This window comes from Planctomicrobium limosum, from assembly GCF_051465645.1.
Taxonomy (GTDB): domain Bacteria; phylum Planctomycetota; class Planctomycetia; order Planctomycetales; family Planctomycetaceae; genus Planctomicrobium.
In genome coordinates this window covers 1035258-1055971 of sequence record NZ_CP195790.1, presented here as the reverse complement: position 1 = coordinate 1055971, position 20714 = coordinate 1035258, and the positions used below count along the sequence as shown (strand labels likewise).

Annotated in this window: 17 protein-coding genes; 11 read left to right on the top strand and 6 right to left on the bottom strand. The window is 51.3% G+C overall.

Annotated features, from left to right (window positions below; all coding sequences use genetic code 11):
* Positions 1 to 22: 22 nt before the first annotated feature.
* The 4 genes from SH527x_RS03895 to SH527x_RS03880 form a co-directional block, all read right to left on the bottom strand.
* Positions 23 to 1030 carry a Gfo/Idh/MocA family protein gene (locus SH527x_RS03895; RefSeq protein ID WP_437193340.1) on the bottom strand — a complete coding sequence of 336 codons (1008 nt, stop codon included), beginning with the start codon at positions 1028 to 1030 and terminating at the stop codon, positions 23 to 25.
* 7 nt (positions 1031 to 1037) lie between these two features.
* Positions 1038 to 1817, bottom strand: a complete 780-nt coding sequence (locus tag SH527x_RS03890; protein WP_437193339.1) for an SDR family oxidoreductase — start codon at positions 1815 to 1817, stop codon at positions 1038 to 1040.
* 480 nt (positions 1818 to 2297) lie between these two features.
* Positions 2298 to 3482 (bottom strand): hypothetical protein, encoded by a 1185-nt coding sequence (locus SH527x_RS03885; protein WP_437193338.1) that lies wholly within the window; start codon positions 3480 to 3482, stop codon positions 2298 to 2300.
* A 139-nt stretch (positions 3483 to 3621) separates the two neighbouring features.
* A complete protein-coding gene (locus SH527x_RS03880) occupies positions 3622 to 3957 on the bottom strand; it encodes a hypothetical protein (RefSeq protein ID WP_437193337.1) in 336 nt (111 codons plus the stop codon).
* A 421-nt stretch (positions 3958 to 4378) separates the two neighbouring features.
* Here SH527x_RS03880 and SH527x_RS03875 point away from each other — a divergent pair, with 421 nt between their 5' ends.
* The 5 genes from SH527x_RS03875 to SH527x_RS03855 all read left to right on the top strand — a co-directional run bounded on the left by SH527x_RS03875 (position 4379) and on the right by SH527x_RS03855 (position 10723).
* Complete coding sequence (locus SH527x_RS03875) at positions 4379 to 5314, top strand: MurR/RpiR family transcriptional regulator (RefSeq protein WP_437193336.1); 936 nt, start codon at positions 4379 to 4381, stop codon at positions 5312 to 5314.
* A gap of 4 nt (positions 5315 to 5318) precedes the next feature.
* Positions 5319 to 6800, top strand: coding sequence for an N-acyl-D-amino-acid deacylase family protein (locus SH527x_RS03870; protein ID WP_437193335.1), 1482 nt, complete (start codon positions 5319 to 5321; stop codon positions 6798 to 6800).
* A gap of 81 nt (positions 6801 to 6881) precedes the next feature.
* A complete protein-coding gene (locus SH527x_RS03865) occupies positions 6882 to 7157 on the top strand; it encodes a hypothetical protein (RefSeq protein WP_437193334.1) in 276 nt (91 codons plus the stop codon).
* A gap of 568 nt (positions 7158 to 7725) precedes the next feature.
* Complete coding sequence (locus SH527x_RS03860; protein WP_437193333.1) at positions 7726 to 9696, top strand: alpha/beta hydrolase domain-containing protein; 1971 nt, start codon at positions 7726 to 7728, stop codon at positions 9694 to 9696.
* A gap of 13 nt (positions 9697 to 9709) precedes the next feature.
* Positions 9710 to 10723, top strand: a complete 1014-nt coding sequence (locus SH527x_RS03855) for a GNAT family N-acetyltransferase (protein ID WP_437193332.1) — start codon at positions 9710 to 9712, stop codon at positions 10721 to 10723.
* 615 nt (positions 10724 to 11338) lie between these two features.
* Here the strand turns inward: SH527x_RS03855 and SH527x_RS03850 are convergent.
* Positions 11339 to 11818: a group II intron maturase-specific domain-containing protein gene (locus SH527x_RS03850; protein WP_437193331.1), complete on the bottom strand. Its 480-nt coding sequence runs from the start codon at positions 11816 to 11818 to the stop codon at positions 11339 to 11341.
* A 464-nt stretch (positions 11819 to 12282) separates the two neighbouring features.
* Here SH527x_RS03850 and SH527x_RS03845 point away from each other — a divergent pair, with 464 nt between their 5' ends.
* Positions 12283 to 13224, top strand: coding sequence for an integrase core domain-containing protein (locus SH527x_RS03845; protein WP_437193330.1), 942 nt, complete (start codon positions 12283 to 12285; stop codon positions 13222 to 13224).
* Positions 13225 to 13329: 105 nt separating this feature from the next.
* Here the strand turns inward: SH527x_RS03845 and SH527x_RS03840 are convergent, their stop codons facing one another.
* On the bottom strand, positions 13330 to 13506 hold the full coding sequence (locus SH527x_RS03840) for a hypothetical protein (RefSeq protein WP_437193329.1): 177 nt from the start codon (positions 13504 to 13506) through the stop codon (positions 13330 to 13332).
* A 431-nt stretch (positions 13507 to 13937) separates the two neighbouring features.
* On the opposite strand from SH527x_RS03840, the gene SH527x_RS03835 reads away from it, so the two are divergent.
* From SH527x_RS03835 to SH527x_RS03815, 5 genes are all read left to right on the top strand, one after another.
* Positions 13938 to 15293, top strand: coding sequence for a PIN domain-containing protein (locus SH527x_RS03835; RefSeq protein WP_437193328.1), 1356 nt, complete (start codon positions 13938 to 13940; stop codon positions 15291 to 15293).
* Between the two features lie 86 nt (positions 15294 to 15379).
* Positions 15380 to 16201 carry a hypothetical protein gene (locus SH527x_RS03830; RefSeq protein WP_437193327.1) on the top strand — a complete coding sequence of 274 codons (822 nt, stop codon included), beginning with the start codon at positions 15380 to 15382 and terminating at the stop codon, positions 16199 to 16201.
* 924 nt (positions 16202 to 17125) lie between these two features.
* A complete protein-coding gene (locus tag SH527x_RS03825; RefSeq protein WP_437193326.1) occupies positions 17126 to 17386 on the top strand; it encodes a hypothetical protein in 261 nt (86 codons plus the stop codon).
* 74 nt (positions 17387 to 17460) lie between these two features.
* On the top strand, positions 17461 to 19236 hold the full coding sequence (locus tag SH527x_RS03820; RefSeq protein ID WP_437193325.1) for a DUF4209 domain-containing protein: 1776 nt from the start codon (positions 17461 to 17463) through the stop codon (positions 19234 to 19236).
* A gap of 101 nt (positions 19237 to 19337) precedes the next feature.
* Positions 19338 to 20708 carry a GNAT family N-acetyltransferase gene (locus tag SH527x_RS03815; protein WP_437193324.1) on the top strand — a complete coding sequence of 457 codons (1371 nt, stop codon included), beginning with the start codon at positions 19338 to 19340 and terminating at the stop codon, positions 20706 to 20708.
* The last annotated feature ends 6 nt before the right edge of the window (positions 20709 to 20714 follow it).

Here is a 20714-nt window from a genome sequence, read left to right as displayed (position 1 = left end):
GATGTCTGATATCCAGACTCAGCTAATCATGCTGAATCTGGATGACTGTTCCCGAGGCCGCAGATTCTTCTGCTGCGAGGACCGCCTGCAGCGCGGCGGTTGCATCTTCCGGCGTTCCTATCTCCGGTCGTTTACCAGCGATCGCACAATCCGCGAAGTAACTGAATTCATCCCTTAACGCTCCGCCCCGCACTCCAAGAAATTCCGGCCAGTAAGTGGAGTCAGGACTGTGCAGTTTATTCGAATCGATAATATTCAGGTTAGGAAAAGAGTCCTGAATTTGAATCACTCCGTCTGTCCCAATGATGTTCATCCGTTCGTCGATGTCATATGGGGTCTTATCTGGCATGCACCAGACGGTTTCCAGCGTGGCGATCGCGCCGCTGGCAAAGCGGTACATTGTCTGTCCGATATCGGGATAGCGCAGATGACGTACGGAGACGGTTTGTGCATACGCCGAAATGATCCGGTCCTGTGTAAACCAGAGCATCGCGTCCGTGTCATGAATGGCATCGCCAACAATTGGACCGATCTTGTTCAGAATGGTCGGGGTCCATGCTGCCGGTATGTTGCGGCGTGACGAGATGGAGACGATCTTCCCAATTCGGCCATCTGCAATTGCCTGTTTCGCCATTCGATAGCGAGGATTGAATCGAACAATGTGTCCGATGAATAAGATTCCACTACTCGCGCGCGAGGCTTCAATAATCTTTCTTGCGTCTTCAACTGAAGATGCGATCGGTTTTTCGAGAAAGACATGTTTCCCTGCCTTAAGTGCCGCTATCGCGGGGGCAGTATGCTGATCCCACATCGTGCAGACTGAAACGGCATCAATCTCAGGATCAGCTAAGAGTTCATTGTAGTCTGTGTACGTATTCGCAACTCCGAATTTCTGACCGAGTGCAGCTAGTCGGTCGACATTGCGAGTGCACAGAGCTGACAACTCCAGATGAGGTACGCCTTTGATGGTCTCTGCGTGTATCTCACCAAACCAGCCTAGTCCAATGACACCAATCTTTAGACGTTTCATAGTTCTCTTAAAAATCTTCGAGTGTCAATTCCCTTGTCATCACGATATTGCCTGCCGTCAGGCCACAGTCGACAGGGATCGCCGCACCTGTAATGGCACTGGCAGCATCGCTCGCCAGGAAGGCGACAACCTTTGCGATTTCAATTGGTTCAGCAATTCGCTGGAGCGGATACCATCGCTCCAATGTCTTCAATGTTTGAGGATCCTTTTTAATCCGCTCGTCCCAGAGAGGAGTTCGAACGGTTCCTGGAAGAACAATGTTCGCTCGAATTCCATGACGGCCATATTCTACCGCCAGCGATCTCGTCAATGAAATTAAACCAGCTTTAGCAGCGCTGTATGCTGGGTCACCCAGTGCGGAAAGACCATTCACGGAGCCGATCGTGACGATGGAGCCGCTACCACGTTGAACCATCTGTGGGAGCACCGCGTGAACGCAGTTGAATGCGCCATTCAGATTGCCTTCGAGATGAACCCTCCAGCCGCTGGGATCTGAACTCGATATTGTCGGTTGACTCGAGAAACCCGCGTTATTTACCAGAACGTGAATCTCTCCAAATGCCGCAAAAGCCGCTGCCACCGCCTCCGGAGAGGAAATATCAGCGACGATCCCTTTTGCCAGGATCCCCTCCGACTTCAGCGTTTCGACAAATTCGAGAACCTGATCATTTCGATCGATTGCGGCAATACTGGCACCTTCGCTGCCAAAGTACCGGCAAAGCGTTTGCCCGATCCCACCCGCAGCACCGGTAATGGCAACAACATGATCCTGAAAAGCTCTGCTCATAGCACCTCCTGATTTACTTTCCACCAGCGAGTTAGGGACGACGAACTGGCTCTTGAAACTCTGATGGACTTGCATCTTCCGCAACTACTCAAGCGCGGGATCGAACTGATTCCTTCCTGACTTGATTGTCGTCTTCAAAACGGATGTGGTAGGGCATTAAAGAATGCCGCAGCTTGACGGGGATCTTACAAGGAACTCCTCCATCTAACGAATTCAAAAAAAATAAAACGTAACTGAAATTCTATTAAAACAGCGGCTCAGTGGCACATTGGTCTTCTGACCTGAATGTAGGATCAGACGCGCGAGTCCCGCATCAGTGTAATGGGCTCAATCTTCATGTGGTCGCCAGAATACGGACTGGTGTGTGAGCCTTCCAGAGATAAAGGAGTGTGACATTGCCTGTCGAAGTATCGATAAGTTACTCGAACGATTCTTCTCAGAATGGTTTGCGGTGTTCCCCAGGAACAGGAGTTCACGTACCTATAAAATTGAACGCAGTGCGTCGCCGATCCACTCCACGTTTTGGCGACGCAGATGGCCCCAGTTGTAAAACGCAAAATCTTCGATTCCGTTGCGATGCAGGGCGTGGACAGCGCTGAGCAACTCATCTCGGGTGGAAAGATCGGGATGCGAAGGCCGTAAGATCGCTCTCAGCTTGCCCTCCCCGCGAAGCCTTCGCTGGATGTCGAACAGATCTGATTTCACTCGGGCGGCACTGGATTCGTAGAAACAGGCCTCGAGGACGCCCGTGGCTTTCATGAGGGCGGGAAGATCGCTTCCTTCATACCACGCTCCCGCTGTCGGGCGAGCAACTGACGGGATCACTGCGACTGTGGCATCAACCCGGACTGCATCCCGAATTTCTTTGACTAGTGACGTCACTTCCTGGCAACGAAAATCAAGATAACGTCGAAGGTCACCATTCGACTGAACATCGGCCAGCCAGAATGCTTCTGCCATGTCATCCGGGAAATCGACATCACTCTCGAGGTAGGCAGTGATATCCCGAGCCACCTGATCCTTCAGACGTTCAACGTCAATGCCTGATGCTTTGCCTCGTTCCACCGAGCTAGGCGAAAAGTCAAGTCCAAGGAGATTGTCGAGCCAGCGATTGTGTCGTACAAGCGAAAACTCATGATGAAAACCGTGGAAGTACGGCGCAAAGCCCGGGCTCTCCAAAGAGATTCCGCTGACAGCGTAGTTTGATGTGATGTCCGTAGCGAGGCCGATAGCATATTCACGGGCCGCCGGATGGGACGGTGAGAGGCTGTAAAAGTACTTGTCCCCAAATGCGTTTTGCGCACATGCGTCTGGATACCTTTCGCCCAACCGGGTGTTGTGAAGCAGGACGAGCCAGGCGTTCGTCTGGATCTCCTTGGACTCCGTCAGTTCGCGAAGGACATCACGTTCCGCGAGCGTAGGACTAGGGTGCGGTTTTATTGTCCCATAAAACGAAGAGTTCGTGTGGAAGTAGGCTGCTCCATCACAAGGGAAGTAGACTTTTCCATGCTTACCAAGGGGGCGAAGGAACTTTCCTGCGTGATAAGTTCCGCAAACAGTGACGGTATTTAGTCCGAGTCTACAAAATTCCGTGATAGCGGAATTAACACCATATTCTGCAAGATCCCAAGGGTAAGTATAGATGGCACGATATGGTTGGGGCATTACAAGTGGGCTCCGGTGTCAACTCTGAAAGCAACGTGGTTTACGCCGGCTTTTATGGAGAATACGGCACAGAAGAGTCTTATGGTGATTGAACGCGCGGACCTTGATGAAAAGCTCAATCACCTCGCTTAAGCTTGCTTCAGTTTCCGAACCAGCTTTCTTTAAGGTATCGCATGTATTCGAATACGACTCCTTCCTTAAGAACGAAAGCGACTTCAAGAAAATCCCCCACGATGAATGGGGGGATTAAAATTTCAGCCCCTTCCAGGTGAGGCTGGATATCATCCACACGAAAAGCAACGTGCGGGTTTTGCTGAATGAGTTTCGGCACCGAACTGTCATCGCGGTAGCGGAGAAATTCAATCTGATCAGGGTGGTCATGCGGATTTGTGACCCAGACCTTGCTTTGCTCGACCCAGTTTTCGTTAGGCTGGGGCACCGTGGTGGTGATCCCGATGTGATCGAAAACTCGCATCAAATCGTCCTTGGAAGTGTACCGGTTTGAGCAAGAGGCAGTGTCTCTAAGAGAACGCTGCGTAACCTTGGGGAGCCATTGTCACGAAGGTTGCTATGCAACGGGATGTAATTATGTTTCAATGTTCACGTGGTTGCAAGGGGTCTTTGGAAATTTCTGCAATCGTAAAAGGGGTGTGCCGACATTTTCCCTTGGGCGTTAAATGTTGCGGATACTCGATGTAATGACTGGGTTTTTCTTGCTGAACAACGAGTCACTCCTGTAGTGGGAAGATTTTCAAGCGTTGGACTGTGTCGGGTTGATGTAAATTTATTACATTGGTCTCATCCGAGTTTGAGTACAATGCACAGGTCTGCAATCACCGATTGCCAGTTGTTTGGCACAACCACCCGCAATCACCGATAAGAACTCCCCGCTGGCTATGACTCACTCCTCAGCGAATAAGTATTGCTCTTCGATCGACATCGTTTCGCAGATGCAGCGAGTAGAAGCTGATTTGAGTACTTCGGAACGTCGGATACTTGAGGTCGTCCGATCGGACTTTGAGGCAGCAACGCGAATGACCATCGCAGAACTCTCAGCGCGCGCGGAAGTGAGCCAACCGACGGTCACACGTTTTTGTCGCAGCGTCGGCTGTGATTCATTCAGGGAATTCAAGATTCGCCTTGCCTCGACTTTAACGGTTGCGTCCGCGTATCTGCGAAGCGATCTCGCATTTAGCGACGACATTGGTCAGATGGCACAAATGGTAATGATGCGGGCGGCGAATGCTATTCGCGAATGTTTGAGTCAGATTGATACGCAGGTACTCAAGTCTGTTATTGAGACGATGGCCTGTGCACGTCGAATCGATCTCTACGGTCAAGGCGGAGGGTCAGCCAGTCTGATCGAAGATGCGAAGTTACGTTTGTTTCGATTGGGAATCCCCGTTGCCTGTTATGTTGATGGTCATCAACAACGTATGTCGGCAGCCACACTTCGCCCGAACGATGTCGTCTTCGCCATTTCCAACAGCGGGCGTTCCAAATCGGTTGTTCAAGCAACCGATATTGCAAGCAAATACGGAGCGAAAACGATCGTGCTGACTCGCCCAAATACCCCATTGGCGACCGCGGCAGATATGGTCATTCCTGTTGTGATTCAAGAAGACGATAACGTGTTGCTTCCGACTCCTTCTCGTTATGCGCACATGGCAGTGATTGACACCATTGCAACAGGGGTTGCAGCACAACTGGGAGAAAGAGGTCTGGAGACATTGAGAAGGGTACGATACACAGTCGCAAGCATTGGGATCGGGATTCCAACCCCATCTTCCGAGGCTGCTCCATTATTGAAGACACAGCGAAGCGAGGAGTGACTCGATGAGCGTTAGCCATGAAGCGAATCAGGCTCCCTATGACTGGGTATTCCGCAATTGCACGATTTTCGATGGCAGCGGATCGCCTCCCTTTTCGGGGGAGGTCGCGGTCCGTGGTGATCGAATCGTGGCTGTTACGGATCTGGAAACCTTTCCTTCTGGGGCTGGCCGGCAGGAAGTGAACTTAGCTGGATTGGCGCTTGCTCCAGGGTTCATCGATGCACACACACACGATGACCGAATGGTGATTGATTCCCCTGAGATGCTGCCGAAAATCAGCCAAGGTGTAACAAGCGTCGTCGTCGGAAACTGCGGGATTTCCATCGCTCCACTGCAGTTCAAAACGGGGGCGCCTCCTCCCCCAATGACGTTACTTGGTGACGAGAATGCTTACGAATTTCCGAATTTCACCAGTTATGCTGAGCGTGTTCGCAACGTTGGACCGTCCGTGAACGTGGCCGCTCTAATTGGACACTCATCTTTGCGACTGGCGACGATGACGGAATTGGGACGTCCGGCCAGTCGTGACGAAATTTTCCGGATGTGTGAGCTTGCTGACGAAGCGATGCAGAATGGAGCCATCGGTTTTTCCTCCGGGCTGTTTTACTTAACAAATTGCGCTGCGACATCAGACGAAGTTGCAGAGATCGCAGCGCAATTCTCAAAGTACGGGGGAGTCTATGCGACCCATATGAGAGATGAGTTCGACAAGGTTCTGGAAAGTATTGATGAATCGTTGAGTACCGCTGCCACAGCGCGTATTCCATTAATTGTGTCACATCATAAATGTGCGGGCGTGGCCAATTGGGGGCGGACAAAGCAAACCGTTCCTCGGTTAGAAGCGGCATCACTCAAGCAGCGGGTCAACCTGGATGTTTATCCATACACAGCCGGGTCGACGTATCTCCGACTGGATTTGGTGACCGATACTTATCCGATCAGTATTGCTTGGTCGAAGCCGTTTCCCGAGATGAAGGGGCAAATGCTGCTCGATATTGCAAAGAAATGGGGAGTCGACATTCACGAGGCAGCCCAGCGACTTCAGCCTGCCGGTGCAATTTATTTTCAAATGGATGAGAGCGATGTCCAACGGGTGATGTCATCGAAACTGGCGATGATCGGTTCCGATGGGCTCCCACATGACGAACATCCGCATCCTCGATTATGGGGGACATTCCCGCGTGTGATCGGGCATTATGCTCGCGACCTCAAACTCTTCCCGATCGAAACTGCAATCCACAAAATGACGGGACTGACGGCTGACGTTTTCAGGATTCCTGATCGTGGAAGAATTCAACCTGGCGCATTCGCAGATCTGGTCGTCTTCGATCCGCAGCGAATTATTGACTGTGCAACGTACGATTCTCCGACACGTCGGTGTGAAGGGATCTTACAGGTCTATGTAAACGGAGAACGGGCCTTCTCAGCGGAGCAGGGTGTCGAGCAGCGCGCGGGGCGGTTGATTACAAGACACTGCTCAGATTGAGCGGAAATATAGGAACAGGTCATGCGTTCAACCGTCACGGGCTTCGGAGGCATTCAGACCTAAGGAGGCTTGAAAAAGCAGATGATCAAGCGGATACGCTGGCAGACGATCCGCAACAACTTCCAGGAGGAATGGGATTCGCCCAGCTTTAACCCCACCACGGCCAACTGGAATGACTTCATCGATCGTCAAAATGAAACGGAGTATTACAAGCAGCACCGCAGCCATATGTGTCGTGGACACTTACCGCCGGTGCGAGAAGAGCCGGAAGAAGTCGAAACGATTCCCTTGTACGAGATCGAAGTGAAATCATTCGTTGGTGGACCTGTGAAAGGCTTCCAGCGGAAGGCGGCTTGAATTACCTTCTTGCGGGCCATACGTCAGGCGGCGATATTTATGCATAGCCCTATAACGGCCAACTCCAACAATGGAGTCGTTGAATTTCGTCCTCTTCATGTGCGGCGGTTCGGCACGCTGTTCAACACGCGTACTTTTCTGCGACAATTTCCTGCTCCATGTGCAGAACGGCATAAAACTTCTTTATAATCACGTCATTTGAACAGCAGTAGACAAGCCTGTATGAAGTCACCTCCAATCAGATTCGAAGAATTCTGCGATTGAATACCGCCCCTGCTGGACTAGAATCACCGGTTCTTCTGCACGGCAAAGATAGAAAATTGGCCTGCCGCAGGAAAATTTCGTACAACATTCAAGACTTGAGCACTGGCCGGATGAAACCCGGCCAAGCTGGGTTCTGTCGGGGCGGTTCAGATCATTCTGTCATTTCGTCAAAATCATCCTCGGCCCTCATCAAAACAAGTGTTCAACGATGCCTGTCTCTTTGATTTCGTGGTCAGTTCGCAACCTTTGTGCGATCAGTTTCTTGCTCCTGCTCTCCACGGTCGTCCGCGCCGAAGTAGTACGAATGGAGATCACAGAGCGCATTCCATTCGCCGAAGGTTACTCCTTCGAACATACCGGCCCGTATGAACTGCTGCGCGGGCGGATGATCGTCGAACTCACCCCAGATGCGTCCTGCAATGCACGTGTTCACGATCTGAAATTTGCCGCGCGCAATTCACGTGACAAAGTCGAATTCTGGACTGACTTCGTGCTGCTCAAGCCGGTTGACCCGCATCGGGGAAACGGCCGGTTGCTGTACGACGTTCACAATCGCGGCAACATGCTCGCCGTGTGGACCTTCAACAGCGCGGACAAGATCACGAACGATCCCCGCACACTTACGGACGCTGGCAACGGTTTCCTGATGCAGGAAGGGTATTCCGTCCTTTGGACTGGCTGGAATGCCGAAGTTCAGGACGACGGGCAGAAACGCCTCATTTTGGGGGCTCCCGTGATCGACAGCAATGGAACTCCGTTGACCGGCCGTGTGCATGTTGAGATTTGCGTCGCGGAAACAATGATGAGCCGTGCGTTCGGCTGGAGTCCCTGGGGAATGCCGAAGGTTTTCCCGTCGATCGAACTCGACAATCGTCACGCAGTACTGACCTGCCGCCCGTCGCGGAGCGAGCCGGCCGTCGAAATTCCTCACACCGACTGGGCGTTTGCGCGTTGGGAAGAGGGAAAGCTGATCCCCGATCCGACACAGTTGTATGTCAAGGGAGGCTTTCAGCCAGGCGAGCTTTATGATCTGGTTTATACAGCGAAAGATCCACGCGTAGCCGGCGTAGGATTGGCCGGAATCCGGGATGTCGTTTCCTTCCTGCGTCATGCGAAGGCCGACGAATCCGGAAACCCCAACCCGCTGGCGGGAGTGATCGAACACAGCTACATCTTCGGCATTTCACAGTCAGGACGACTGATCGTCTCGTTCATTCACGAGGGGTTCAACGCCGACACGAATGGAAAACCAGTCTTCGATGGCGCGCTGGTGCATGTCGCCGGAGCGGGCAAAGGGCACTTTACCGCCCGCTTTCGCAACGCCACCGATGCCGGTAATCATCACGAAGCCAATTGGTGTGGCTCCGAATCGTTTCCATTTTCCCCGGTGACGCAAACCGACCCAGTGACTGGCGAACAGGGAAGTGTCCTCGACCGGGCCCGTCAGGCAGGGGTGGTGCCGAAGATCATTTATGTGCAGACCTCGACGGAATATTGGGCGCGTGCAGCCTCGCTGGTCCATACGGACGTAGAGGGAAAGAAGGATCTCGAACTTCCAGAGAATGTTCGACTTTATCTGACGGCCGGGTCACAGCATCTGGGGAAAGGCCCCCCGACCAAGGGAACCGCGCAACAGCCCCGGAACATTCTTGATGATCGTGGCCCAGTGTTGCGCGCCATGCTCGTCAACCTGGATCGCTGGGTGACAGTCAACGAACATCCGCCCTCCAGTCGTTATCCCAAAATTTCCGACGGCGGGTTGGTGGACATTGCGACCTTTCAAAAACAGTTCCCAAAACTGCCCGGCGTGAACGTGCCATCTTCATATTATCGGCCGATGCGACTCGATTTCGGCCCTAGGCTGCTCAGTGAAGGGATTGCCGACGTCATTCCTCCTCAGGTGGGACAACCTTGGACGACTCTGGTCCCCGCTGTCAACCGGGACGGCAACGAATTCAACGGCATTGTATTGCCGGACGTGGCAGTCCCACTGGGGACTTTCACGGGGTGGAACCTGAGGGCAAAGGAATACGGTCCTCCGACAATGCTAACCAGCTTCGACGGCTCTTTTCTGCCGTTTGCCACGACCGCCGAGGAACGACGGCAGACCGGTGATCCTCGGCCCAGTATCCAGGAACGCTATCCGACTCGGGACTATTACATGTCGGAGGTGACGGAGGCTGCACTGGATTTGCAGAGAGAGAGATTTCTGCTTTCGGAAGACGTCGTGCGAATTCTCGAAACCGCGGCGCAGAGAAACCTTTGGAATCAGTGAGAGAACGCCTCAGATGCCCCCTTCAGTACCGATGCGCGCTGCTCAAGAGAACAGAATCCCTGCGGACCAAGGTTCGGAATCGGAACGCTCATTGCCAGGCTTTCAACTCGGCACAATCCGCCGCGACGAATTCCCGGCGGTCGCAACACTGCTGCATCGCTCGCTCGTGGACTATTACGACTCCCGGCTGCGACAGGGAGCCCGATTCGGGGATCGTCCTGAGCCGTTCCAAATTTTTCCCGAGGTGTATGAAGCAATCGACCCCGGCGAATCAATTGTCGCTCGCGAAGATGGCTCGGGCCGGTTATGGGGCGTCTGCTTCGTCCATCCTCGCGAAACGCACTTCTCGGTGGGGATTGTGGCGACCGCAACCGAAGCCGCTGGGCGTGGCGTGGCCCGGGCCATGATGGCTGAAGCGATACGTCGGGCCGATACCGCTGGAAAACCAGTCCGACTCGTTTCTAGCCTGCTGAACCTCGATTCGTACTCCTTGTACTCCCGTCTGGGATTTGTCCCCCAAACGATTTTTCAAGACTTGCTGATCACAGTTCCGGCCAACGGAATCGGCCTTCCCTCGCCGCCAGGCATTGATCGAGTGCGTCCCGCCGTTCTGGAAGAAGCGGCACAGCTCGCCGACTTTGAAGCATCCTTGCAGGGAATTCGCCGGGAGAATGACTTTCGTTTTTTCCTCAACAATGAAGTCGGCTCTTGGAAGGTGTGGGTCAGCGAAGATCCCTTTGGCAACATCAATGGGGTACTCGTCGTCAGCAAGAATCCCGCCATGCCAATGCTCGGACCGGGCGTCTTTACGGATGAAGCTGTCGCCATCGCCATGCTTTGGCGCGCTTTAGAGGAATTACATGGCCAACCGTATGTCGTCCTGGCTCCGGCAACTGCGTCGACATTGATTGCCACACTTTACCGGTGGGGCGCCCGCAACATCGAACTGCACGTCTCGCAAACCAGAGGCCACACCCCAGTTGGAACAGGGATCGTCTTTCCCACATTTTTGCCGGAAACGGCATAGGGATTAGTCGCGGCGTGGGTAGCCCAGGTTGCTTTGCAACCTGGGCTAGCGTAGCTGGTGAGAGGTTTTCGAACATGGGCGGGGTGGCGTTGCCAAAGATTGAAATTCGGGTCCTTCGGTTCCGTAGACGGATTGCACTTTTCAGTCCGAGCGGTCTCAAGGCTCGGGACGGCTTGAGACCGCTCGAAGGCCCGCTTTACAAGGCGTTGCAAAACCACACATTCTGACGCGAGTATGCTCCATAATTCGCTCGTTTCTCCGTAATTTTCCGTAGAGAAATTCGAGCTGTTTTCAGGGGGCTTCTCGCACCTGAGTAGAGGGTCGATTCCGCTCCCTGCCAACGACTTCTGGACGTCTGATCGTGTCAGTTTTTGGGTCTGTGACTGCGCTGAAACTCCGCTTCAATGAACGGCCTTTCGGAGGCGGTTTTCGAGTGCCATTCTCAGCATAAGGTGCTGTGTAGAGTCGAGAGGTGGCGCGGTGGTTGAGGTGGGCCTATCTGTTTCCGGCCCTTTCGGTTGCCGGTGCCTCGATAGCCTCACCATGCTCCGTTTCCACCTCCCGCTCGTCAAACCGGACGTGCGGATCTCCCGCATCCGGCTTTCGCAGGAACCATCACGATTTCTCAGCCCACGGAATCTGGGTCTTACGAGCCCGGAGACGAACCAGCGCCAGCTCGCCGTGCAGACGCCCCGAAGGAAGTTCCTTACGGACACCGCTGCGAGCCTGATGCTTTCTCCCATACCAATAACGCACCCGTCGAATCGTATGTCGATTAATCGCTTGATAGACATGAACCGTGTCCCCCAGGCAGAAATAGTTTGCCCAGCCAGTCAGCATCCGGTTCAGATGCCGGATCCGGTCAGGCATTCCCATCAACGTCCATCGTCGGCTGGTCGCTTCGCTGATGGCTGCAATCAGGCCAGCCACCTTCTGTTTTGAAGGCGCCGGACCGATATAAGATCCACCTGTGCGATGCGAGTAGCGCCGCTGGATCGTGTATCCCAGAAAGTCGAAACCTTCTCCGGGAAGACGACACAGGCGGGTTTTGTCTTCATTGACCGTGAGCTTCAAACGGAGCATCAACTGTCGCATCGCGCCTTCGGTTCCGTAGAGCCGTGAAGCATTGTGGATGGGTTCTGAATAGGCTTCAGATCGCAGAAATCATGCGGTGAGAATCAGCAGGCCCTGACTGCGAAACGCTTCGAATTAGGCCAAAGTGGGTACACATTTCTGAGGTGTACCCAGATTCTGCCACTTCCTCATGTGAGCAATCTGCGTCCGATTACAGCGATCACATCACCTGTAAGTGAACCCCCAAAGTGTCTCCGGCATCCTCTTCAAAACTCACCGAGAAGAGAGCCTTCTCTGCCGACATAGCGGGGTAAAACGAATGTGTAATCCGTTTCCATATTACACATTCTGACAATACCCCAACGAACTTCATTTTTCATCCCCTGCTGGCCCTGATTGCTTCTGTCACAGATCGTCAACTGGCCCAGTACATCCAGTTCCTGAAGGAAGAGAACAAGATTCTCAGGGCTCGTCTGCCTCAGCAGGTGCACACTCGTCGTGATGAACGGGAACGGCTCATCAAGTTTGGCGAAGTGCTCGGTCGAGCGATTGAGGAACTGATCACCATTGTGAGTCCAGCCACGTTCTACCGCTGGCTGAAAGAAGAGAACGGAACCCCCAAACGGAAGATGAATCCCAAGGGAGGTCAGAGGAAACCGCAGGAGATTCGAGAGCTGGTCTTGCAGATTTCTGCAGTCACAAATTTCGGGCTGACCCGTATCGTTGGGGAACTCCGAAAAATTGGGATCAAGAAGATCAGTCGGCAGACCGTTCGGAACATCCTGAAAGAGGAGGGGATCAAGCCCAGTCCAGATCGAACAACGGATACCTGGCAAAATTTTGTCGATCGTCATGCCAAGACACTTTGGGCGACAGATTTCTTCTCTGTCAAAACGGTGACGCCTCGTGGGCTGAAAGAGATGTATGTCATGGTGTGGCTGTGTATGACCACCCGGGAGGCGATCGTCTCTGAATCGACGGACCATCCGAATTCCGCCTGGGTGGTGAAGCAGACGGAAGCCTTCCTGGATCAAACCCTGAATCGAGAGGACAAACCGTCGATTGTGATGCACGACCGGGATGCCAAATTCACCAAAGAATTCGTGGCCAAGCTGGAAGAACACGGTGTTCGACACAACGCCTTACCGAAGGCTTCTCCGAATTTGAACGGCAGATGCGAGAGGTTTGTAGGGACCATCCGCTGGGAATGTCTGAACAAGTTCATCATCTTTGGAAAGCGGCACCTGGATTACCTGTGCCAGGAATTCACCAGCTATTACAACGAGAAACGGTCGCACATGGAGTGCGGTCATTTACCCCCGCTGGCCGACGTTCCTGAGGAAGTGGACACGCTGAAGCCCAGTGAGATACGGGTTCAAGAGTATGTCGGTGGACTGGTGAAATCATTTGAACGGAGAGTGGCATAAAGAATCTTTCGACTACGGCACTTTGATTCGAACGCCGTACCGAGGAGCTGAATCGTGCAGCTGCTGGATCTCTTCATGGTTGGCGTTGATGCCAGTTCCACATCCTCAACCAACGGCCGTTCCACGGGCCAGTCCATTGTCGTTGCTGTTTTCACTGCCTACGCCTGCAAATGGGCCATGTTTCTCTGCTTGTCGCAACGTTTCTTTGAATGTTTCCACTTGTCCAGTAAACAGAGTGAAGGTTGCTTGCTGCAACTTCCAGCCCTCAATTTGGTAACTCAAGAAGTGCGACTTCCTAGGCCTCAAAGATTCCTGCGGATATTTCTAGATCCCGGAGCATTCCTTCAACGGCCTCGGATTGCTCATTGAGGCAGGCGATCAATTCCGAATACTTCCCTCCGTCCATGTCGGCTGATGAGGCAACGGACGGAACATGCGAGCAACAAGTCGGCTTGTTCGAAGACATCGAGAACGAGAGTCGATATACTCGCGTTGGAATCGATGGAGGCTCGGAGGGGGCCATTCTCTATTTCCCGAATCGAAACCGAGTTGGGCCAGCAGCGATCGCAGTGCTGTGGGTTAGTTCTCTAATTGGATCTGCCAGTTTTTTTGGACTTTGGCAGTAGATCTCCTGCCCTTACACGTATGAGAGACTTGATCACAGATTTTCATGAAATCGTTGCGTCGGACTCGACAGACGCTTCTACATTCTTATGAACACATCTAATACATCAAAAGACCAAACCTCGGCCACTCCCCAACGGAACACCAAGGAAAATATTTCATTTGATCCATTTATCTTGGATTTATGCTTTCCAACACCGAGCACCATTTTCTCGGTAATCACCCCGAGCATTCTAAATCTACACGCTGATTGTGTATTTGCCTTGGATGCTAATGTATTGCTTTCCTCATATAAATTTGAGTCCGGTCAATTTAAAGACATTGAACAAATCTACCAAGGACTTGCAAGGACAAACCGACTCTTCGTGCCAAGTCGAGCAGCACAAGAGTTTGCAAAAAATCGAAGTACAGTGCTAAAGGATCTCTACGACAAGTTGAATGGATGGAAATCAACACTTGAAAAAATGCCATCGCACTCCAAAGTTCAATGCCCCATGCTTGAGGAAAATCCTGCTTACAACTCTCTCGTCGAAAGTGCGGCGGCTTTGCACGAAATGAGGGCAAAATACAAAGACGCATTGACGGCATTGATGAACGACCTTCAAGACTGGTCATGGGATGATCCAGTTAGCTTGCTCTACAAAGAACTGTTTATACCAAACAGAATTATTTCACATTCGGGAACGCATGAAGAATGCCTAAAGGACCTTCGTCATAGAATTCAGCACAAACTGCCACCGGGCTATAAAGATGGTAGTAAAGACGACGAAGGAATTGGAGACCTACTGATATGGAAGTCGCTTTTGAATCTTGCGAAGACGCAGAAAGTTCACGTAATATTCGTATGCAATGAGGAGAAATCCGATTGGGTTGTGCGAACACAAAGCACTGTCCTTGCGGTGCGACCCGAGTTGACCAGCGAATTCTATCGGGAAACGAATCATCACTTTGGGCTCGTTTCGTACTCAGGATTTCTAAAACTGATGAATGCGAAGCCAGAAACGATCGATCAAGCTAGATCTCTTGAGTCCGAGAACAATTATCGGTTTCTTCGCATTCAACAAAGAGTCTCCGCAATCCTAGAAGAACTTGCCGACGTTATTCGGGAATATGTATTCTCCGAACCAGAAGACGAAGTGGACAACATTGGCTCCGGTGTAGATCGCCTGATCAGAGACTTCCTGATTGCCAAGGAGCACTACACAGAAGTCATTCATTCACCGTCGGGTGAACTACACCTAATACACTTGGCTCAGGACGCTGGAGAGATTCAAAGCTTGAACCGACAACTTCAGTATATTGCTGCTCGCATGAAACATTCTGGGGAAGAACAGTCTGCCAACCTACGGAAAGTTTGCCAGGATTTTCTCGAACACTATGAGGCGTGGGGCCAATGGTATCTGGCTGGCTCCCCCTGCCAATTCCGCACGTTTTTTGCACATTAGGCGGCACTGAGGAGTAGTCGTAGCGGAGATTTCGTCGTATGTTCATGGACCCTGACTTCGCAAGACGAATGCATGTCGATGACCACTTGGAGCACTACAAAGTTTTTTATAACGGGGATTGGGCGGTAGAGCTTTTCAGGCTAGCAAACGGCAAGTCCAAATTAAGCGATTTGATTTTCGACGTCACCTTGGCCTTCAAGGGTATCTCAACTGCCCGAGCAGTTCCATTGCTCGCAGTGGATGTGGCAGAAGCATATGCAAAAGGGCATGACCTTGGGGCACTGTCGAACACACTGACACTCAAATTGGTGTCACGGATCACTGCCGAAATCGATCAACGAGTCGTGGTCACAAGCAGCCAACGTGATGACTTGAAAGCCGCAATGCTGGAGATCATGTATGATTTTTATTCCCGAGCCGAAGGCAAAGAATTGCCCTTTCCACGGCAAGAGCTTTGGGATGAATTTGCAAAAGTGGATGAAAATGAGGACAAGGATTCACCAGAAAACGAGTTCCGACTTGCTCTTTGGTCCTCTCAGAGGATTTGTTACTCCGCATTTTTCTTCGCCTATGAAGATTTTCTCGTCAGATGTTTGGAAGTGTATTTGAACACCGAGGTTCAAACAGGGAGGACATTCCCGGACATTTGCAAACAAGCCCTCGGGAATGACCTGGCCGATCAGTGCTGGAATTGCGAGGAGATCCAGATTGCAAAATTGATTCGAAATGCTTTGGTACATGCGGGAGGACGAGAAACGGAGAAGCTGAAGAATCGAAATCATCGATGTTCAGTTATCGATGGCCAGATGCAAATTGTTCCAGGAAACGTCTCTGAGTTATATTTGCTGTTAACGCATCGAGCAAAAAGGCTCGTCAAATGGGCCAGTCGGCAGTCTGTCTTCGCTTGACATTGGCGATTTTCCGTAACTCTCGAATGACAACGCTTGGTTAGCGATTGCAGATTGCCCCGGGTGAATTCCAGATCGAGTCTCTCTCGTCGATCAATTTTTGATGGACATCATTAGCAGGCTGGCGACAGCCGTCCATGCGAGGATGCGAATTTTACCGGTTCACATCGAAGCTGAAACAGCATGACGTTAGGACAAACTCATTACCAAAGGTCTCACCCAATTTGAATGGAAGATGAGAATGGTTCGGGGCCACCGATCGCTGGGAATGTGCCGAAAATTCATCATCTTCGGCGGGCCGCACTTGGATCATCTCTGTTCGGAACTCACCCGCTACTTCAACGAGAAACGTTCTCACATGGAATGCGGTCATCTTGCCACCGCTCGCTGAAATCCAGCGATGTGCGTATTCGAGAGTAGGTCCGTGGACTGGTGAAATCATTTGAACGGAAGGTCGCATAAGACGCGACGACATTCTGTTCGAATCAATCGTCAACGCCGATGTCGACAAGCAGGTTGATGTTGGTAACCGCTGGCCATCTTGAACGGGAAGCCGTGCGAGATACACTTCATTCCTGCTGAATTTCGCAAATGGGCTAGGCAGGTCGTTGGATCACGACCTGCGAAACGTTTCTGAAACAATGCCATTCACTCCCCGTCCGCTCCCGATTCCGACTCATCAGCTGTGTGAACGCTTGAATGCTGACTCTCGGTTGGTGGCTCATCTTCGCCTGGTTAACGATGCTGCCGTGGAGATTGTCGAGGGCCTACGACTGCGATTTCCGTCTCTGGAAATGGAACAGGAATCCGTGTTCTTTGGAGCAGGCTCTCATGATCTGGGGAAGGTACTTCATCACGATGAGTTATCGGGGCCAGGTCATCGTCATGAGATCGCTGGTGAGCAGCTCCTGATGGAAAAAGGGTGTGTCACCCGATCTCGCCAGATTCTGCCGGACTCATGGGGCCTGGAGCCAAGAATCTCTTTCTCTGGAGGATCTCCTGGTCGCTCTCGCCGACACCATCTGGAAAGGGCAGCGGCTGGAAGAATTGAAAATGCAGATTGTGAATCAAATCGTCGAGAAGACCGATCTGGAATCGTGGCTGGTCTTTCAGGAACTCGATGAACTGTTGACAGAAATCGCCTCGTGCGGGGACGAGAGACTGGCCTGGCAGGCTCAATTTTGATGGATCTTCCCACAATTTCGCGGGAGATAGTTTCAAGAGCAGTTTTTGTTTGTAGCAGAAAAAGAGGCTTTCAAATGCCCCACGAAACAGATCAGCGGACACGTGATGTGTTGGCCGAGATTGAAGTTGCCCAACAACTTGGTGTTCGTGGTCATCCTCTGCTTAAGCGACTGGGAGAAGAACTTTTCCCGAATCAGGTGGTGCCTCCTTGCGAACTTCGGTGGGAATTAATCGCGACCTCCCTTTATCTGGCTGACTCTCCGACCCGTTGGGGCACCCAATTTGGCCCATCAATGTCCGGAGTACAGGAAGACGGAACCCATGTCGACTCGCCATCATTGGAGGCCATTACTCGAGACTGTGTCAGTTATTGGCAATCACGAATGAGGGAGTGCCGACAACCGACATTGAGGGCTCTATACGCAGATCTTGTCTGGGAATTCAGTCGTAAAGCCTCTGGAGAAAAACCTCCAATTGAAGCTGCCCGCATAGCAATTGACTCTTACCTTGAAGCAGTTCTAGACGATCGACGAGATCCTCCTGGTCAAGACGATGAGGCCATCAATAGACTTCTTGCTCTCTGCGTTCTCGTTGGTGATGACACTCGCCTGAGGGATGCATGCCAAAAACTCATCATTCGGGCAGAAACAGCTGAATCCGACGAAGCAAGAGGGTGGCAACGACGTGATCTCTTCCCGCTGCTATTACAAATACCAAGGAAGAAGTGGCCACGAGATTTTCTGGATGAGCTTGCCCAGCGACTTCGACAGCAATTAGATGCTACTCCACTTGGTACAGCCAAGCAGTGGGCACGACGGGCCATCGCGATTCCTTTGGCGGATTTCTATTGGCAGACAGGGCAGAAGGAATCCGTTCATACAGTGCTGCGTCACTATGGAGAGTCGGAAGTCGACGAAGCTGTGTCAGCTAATGCAATGATGGCTGTCGGATGGCTGGAGACCCTGTTTAATCTCTACCAAAAATACGAAATGCATGATGATGCCAAAAGCATTCTATGGCTGATTGAAGCAAGGCAAACAGAATTACCAAACCTGTTGCTCCCCGTAGAATCTCAAATTGTGCTGAAAAAACAGGAAGCCGACGAATGGGTTGCGTCTCTGATGGCAGAAACTTTGGAACTCACGTTGGCCAATCTTGTCTTCAGTTTTCGCCCCCGACTGGAAGTGGATCGACAGGAAATACGGGATTTGGAAAAGGAGCACCCGCTCATGGCCGTGATCGGTGCGGCGACTTCTTTAGTAGATCATGAAGGTCGGATCATTGCCAGAATTGAAGACGATGATGGAAAGCTTGTTCGCTACCAAACACAAAATGCCCAAATTTGCGATATTTTTCTTCAGTTGGCATTTCCCGCAATCATCCAACGCTTTCAGATAACGGCCGACTCCTTTTTACAAGAGCTATCAAAATCACCTGTTTGGTCTCAAGAAAGATCTCCAATACTACACAGAGCTTTGTCGGCTTTTCTTGAAGGAGATCCAATTGTAACCATCCATCTATTGGTCACTGAAATAGAGTCTGCCCTCAGAAATCTGGCTCGCAACTGCGGCGTTGTGCTTCAAAAGCCTCACCGCAGAGGAGGGTATGTCCTTAAGAATCTTGATGATCTTCTTCGAGAAAATACAGTCGTTTCAATACTAACGATCGATTTCACCGTCCATTTGAGAGCGATATTGACTGATCAGAGAGGATGGAATCTCAGAAACGCTGTCTGCCATGGGTTGTCGCCTGCCAAAAGTCTAGACATGCCTACTGCCAGACGCCTTGTTCTCATCTCCTTCTTTCTAGGATTATTGCGAAAATCTTCAGCAGAAGAGCAACAAATGTAAAATGATGACAAAGAGGGATCACTATTGAAAACAGTGAAGAATATGGCACATGAAAATCTAACACTCGGAATCCATATTCAGAAAGCCGTGGCCAATCACATATGAGCAACGATTCTCCAATTTTTGTGCCTTATTCCTATATCCGAGCAACGCAGCTAGAAGGGCGTTTCCCGGAAGATGCCGGTGCGTGGGGTATCACAATGATGCGAATGAAATTTGGCGAAGGGCTGTATGACCCCCACAATGTTGAGTGCAAACTGCAACCTCGACCAGATGGCAAATTGCCAGACCTGCCGGCAAGTCGCCCTTCCATTATTGTAGATCCAAAGCAATTTATAAGTTACAGACGAGTTCGCTCCGCACAATGGGTAGCATTTCGCACATCTCAAATTGAAGAATCTGTCAGAATCAGCATTCCTTTGTCACCTGGATGGGTAAACCCACCGGATGGCGTCGTTCATACCCCTGTTCAACAGAATGTTGACTTTGAAAACACCCATGCCTTCGCAATTCTTGCTGCAGATCCACACAGTGAATCTCTTCTATTTCGAAACTCTTGGGGAACTGAATGGGGAAACCAAGGATATGGCGAAATTTCTTTCGACTATTTCGACAAATATGTATTTGATAGTTTTTCTGCTGACCTTTCCATTCAGTTTCCAAGGGCTCACTCCATACTAAAGCCATGCCATGTGCCTGGTGTCAAACAAAGTGTTTTTCGGCGCACAAATTTCACTGCTGAAACAAACGAAAATGTCTATACCTACTCAATAGAGACCACGGAGGCTGGCCGATTGGGATGGGCTATCGCAGTAGAATCACGAGAAACTATTGATATCGAGGACATTTATGTACGACCTGAGTTTCGACAGAGAGGCATTGCAAACATACTCGTGAATCATTTGAAAAGTCTACGGAACGTAAAAAACAAGCCGTTTCGAATCCTTCTTCATTGGACAGAGACAAAGCGAGAGAATCCAAAGGCATTCGAGGTGATGTGCCATTATTGTACAAAACTAGGGTTCACATTTTTTCCTTCCATCAGCCCGCAGCTACCCTATGTTGCAGTCGAGTCGAGTCTAGGTACTCTTGTTCCACCAACCCCCTCACCATATCCCCACCGGCCAAAGACTCCGTTGTTTCGCATTGCTCTCTCGGCTGCGATGGCATTGATTTCTGCATCAACAAACCTTGCGTCTGAAGAACTTCTGCCTCACAACAGGCATGAAGTCGGTCCTCTTCTCCAGCAAGATTTGCAATCTATTCAAACAACTTTTGACATTCTCAATCAAGAACGACATTCCTTGATCATTGAACGACAGCAAGGCACGATTACCGAAGAAAAGAGTCAGTTGCTGGAGCAACTGCAAACAACGACTCGCCAGCTTGCCGACCTATTTGCACCGTTGAAATTCTCACGTAACGACGAAATTATTGAGTTAATTCGTCGACTGGGGCGTGACGCACAATGACATTGG

Excerpts from the sequence above, each read along its gene's own strand:
- SH527x_RS03895 (WP_437193340.1), bottom strand. The coding sequence starts at position 1,030 with ATGAAACGTCTAAAGATTGGTGTCATTGGACTAGGCTGGTTTGGTGAG.
- SH527x_RS03865 (WP_437193334.1), top strand. The coding sequence starts at position 6,882 with ATGATCAAGCGGATACGCTGGCAGACGATCCGCAACAACTTCCAGGAG.
- SH527x_RS03885 (WP_437193338.1), bottom strand. The coding sequence starts at position 3,482 with ATGCCCCAACCATATCGTGCCATCTATACTTACCCTTGGGATCTTGCA.
- SH527x_RS03855 (WP_437193332.1), top strand. The coding sequence starts at position 9,710 with ATGCCCCCTTCAGTACCGATGCGCGCTGCTCAAGAGAACAGAATCCCT.
- SH527x_RS03875 (WP_437193336.1), top strand. The coding sequence starts at position 4,379 with ATGACTCACTCCTCAGCGAATAAGTATTGCTCTTCGATCGACATCGTT.
- SH527x_RS03815 (WP_437193324.1), top strand. The coding sequence starts at position 19,338 with ATGAGCAACGATTCTCCAATTTTTGTGCCTTATTCCTATATCCGAGCA.
- SH527x_RS03880 (WP_437193337.1), bottom strand. The coding sequence starts at position 3,957 with ATGCGAGTTTTCGATCACATCGGGATCACCACCACGGTGCCCCAGCCT.
- SH527x_RS03890 (WP_437193339.1), bottom strand. The coding sequence starts at position 1,817 with ATGAGCAGAGCTTTTCAGGATCATGTTGTTGCCATTACCGGTGCTGCG.
- SH527x_RS03870 (WP_437193335.1), top strand. The coding sequence starts at position 5,319 with ATGAGCGTTAGCCATGAAGCGAATCAGGCTCCCTATGACTGGGTATTC.
- SH527x_RS03820 (WP_437193325.1), top strand. The coding sequence starts at position 17,461 with ATGCCCCACGAAACAGATCAGCGGACACGTGATGTGTTGGCCGAGATT.
- SH527x_RS03860 (WP_437193333.1), top strand. The coding sequence starts at position 7,726 with ATGGAGATCACAGAGCGCATTCCATTCGCCGAAGGTTACTCCTTCGAA.
- SH527x_RS03835 (WP_437193328.1), top strand. The coding sequence starts at position 13,938 with ATGAACACATCTAATACATCAAAAGACCAAACCTCGGCCACTCCCCAA.
- SH527x_RS03850 (WP_437193331.1), bottom strand. The coding sequence starts at position 11,818 with ATGCGACAGTTGATGCTCCGTTTGAAGCTCACGGTCAATGAAGACAAA.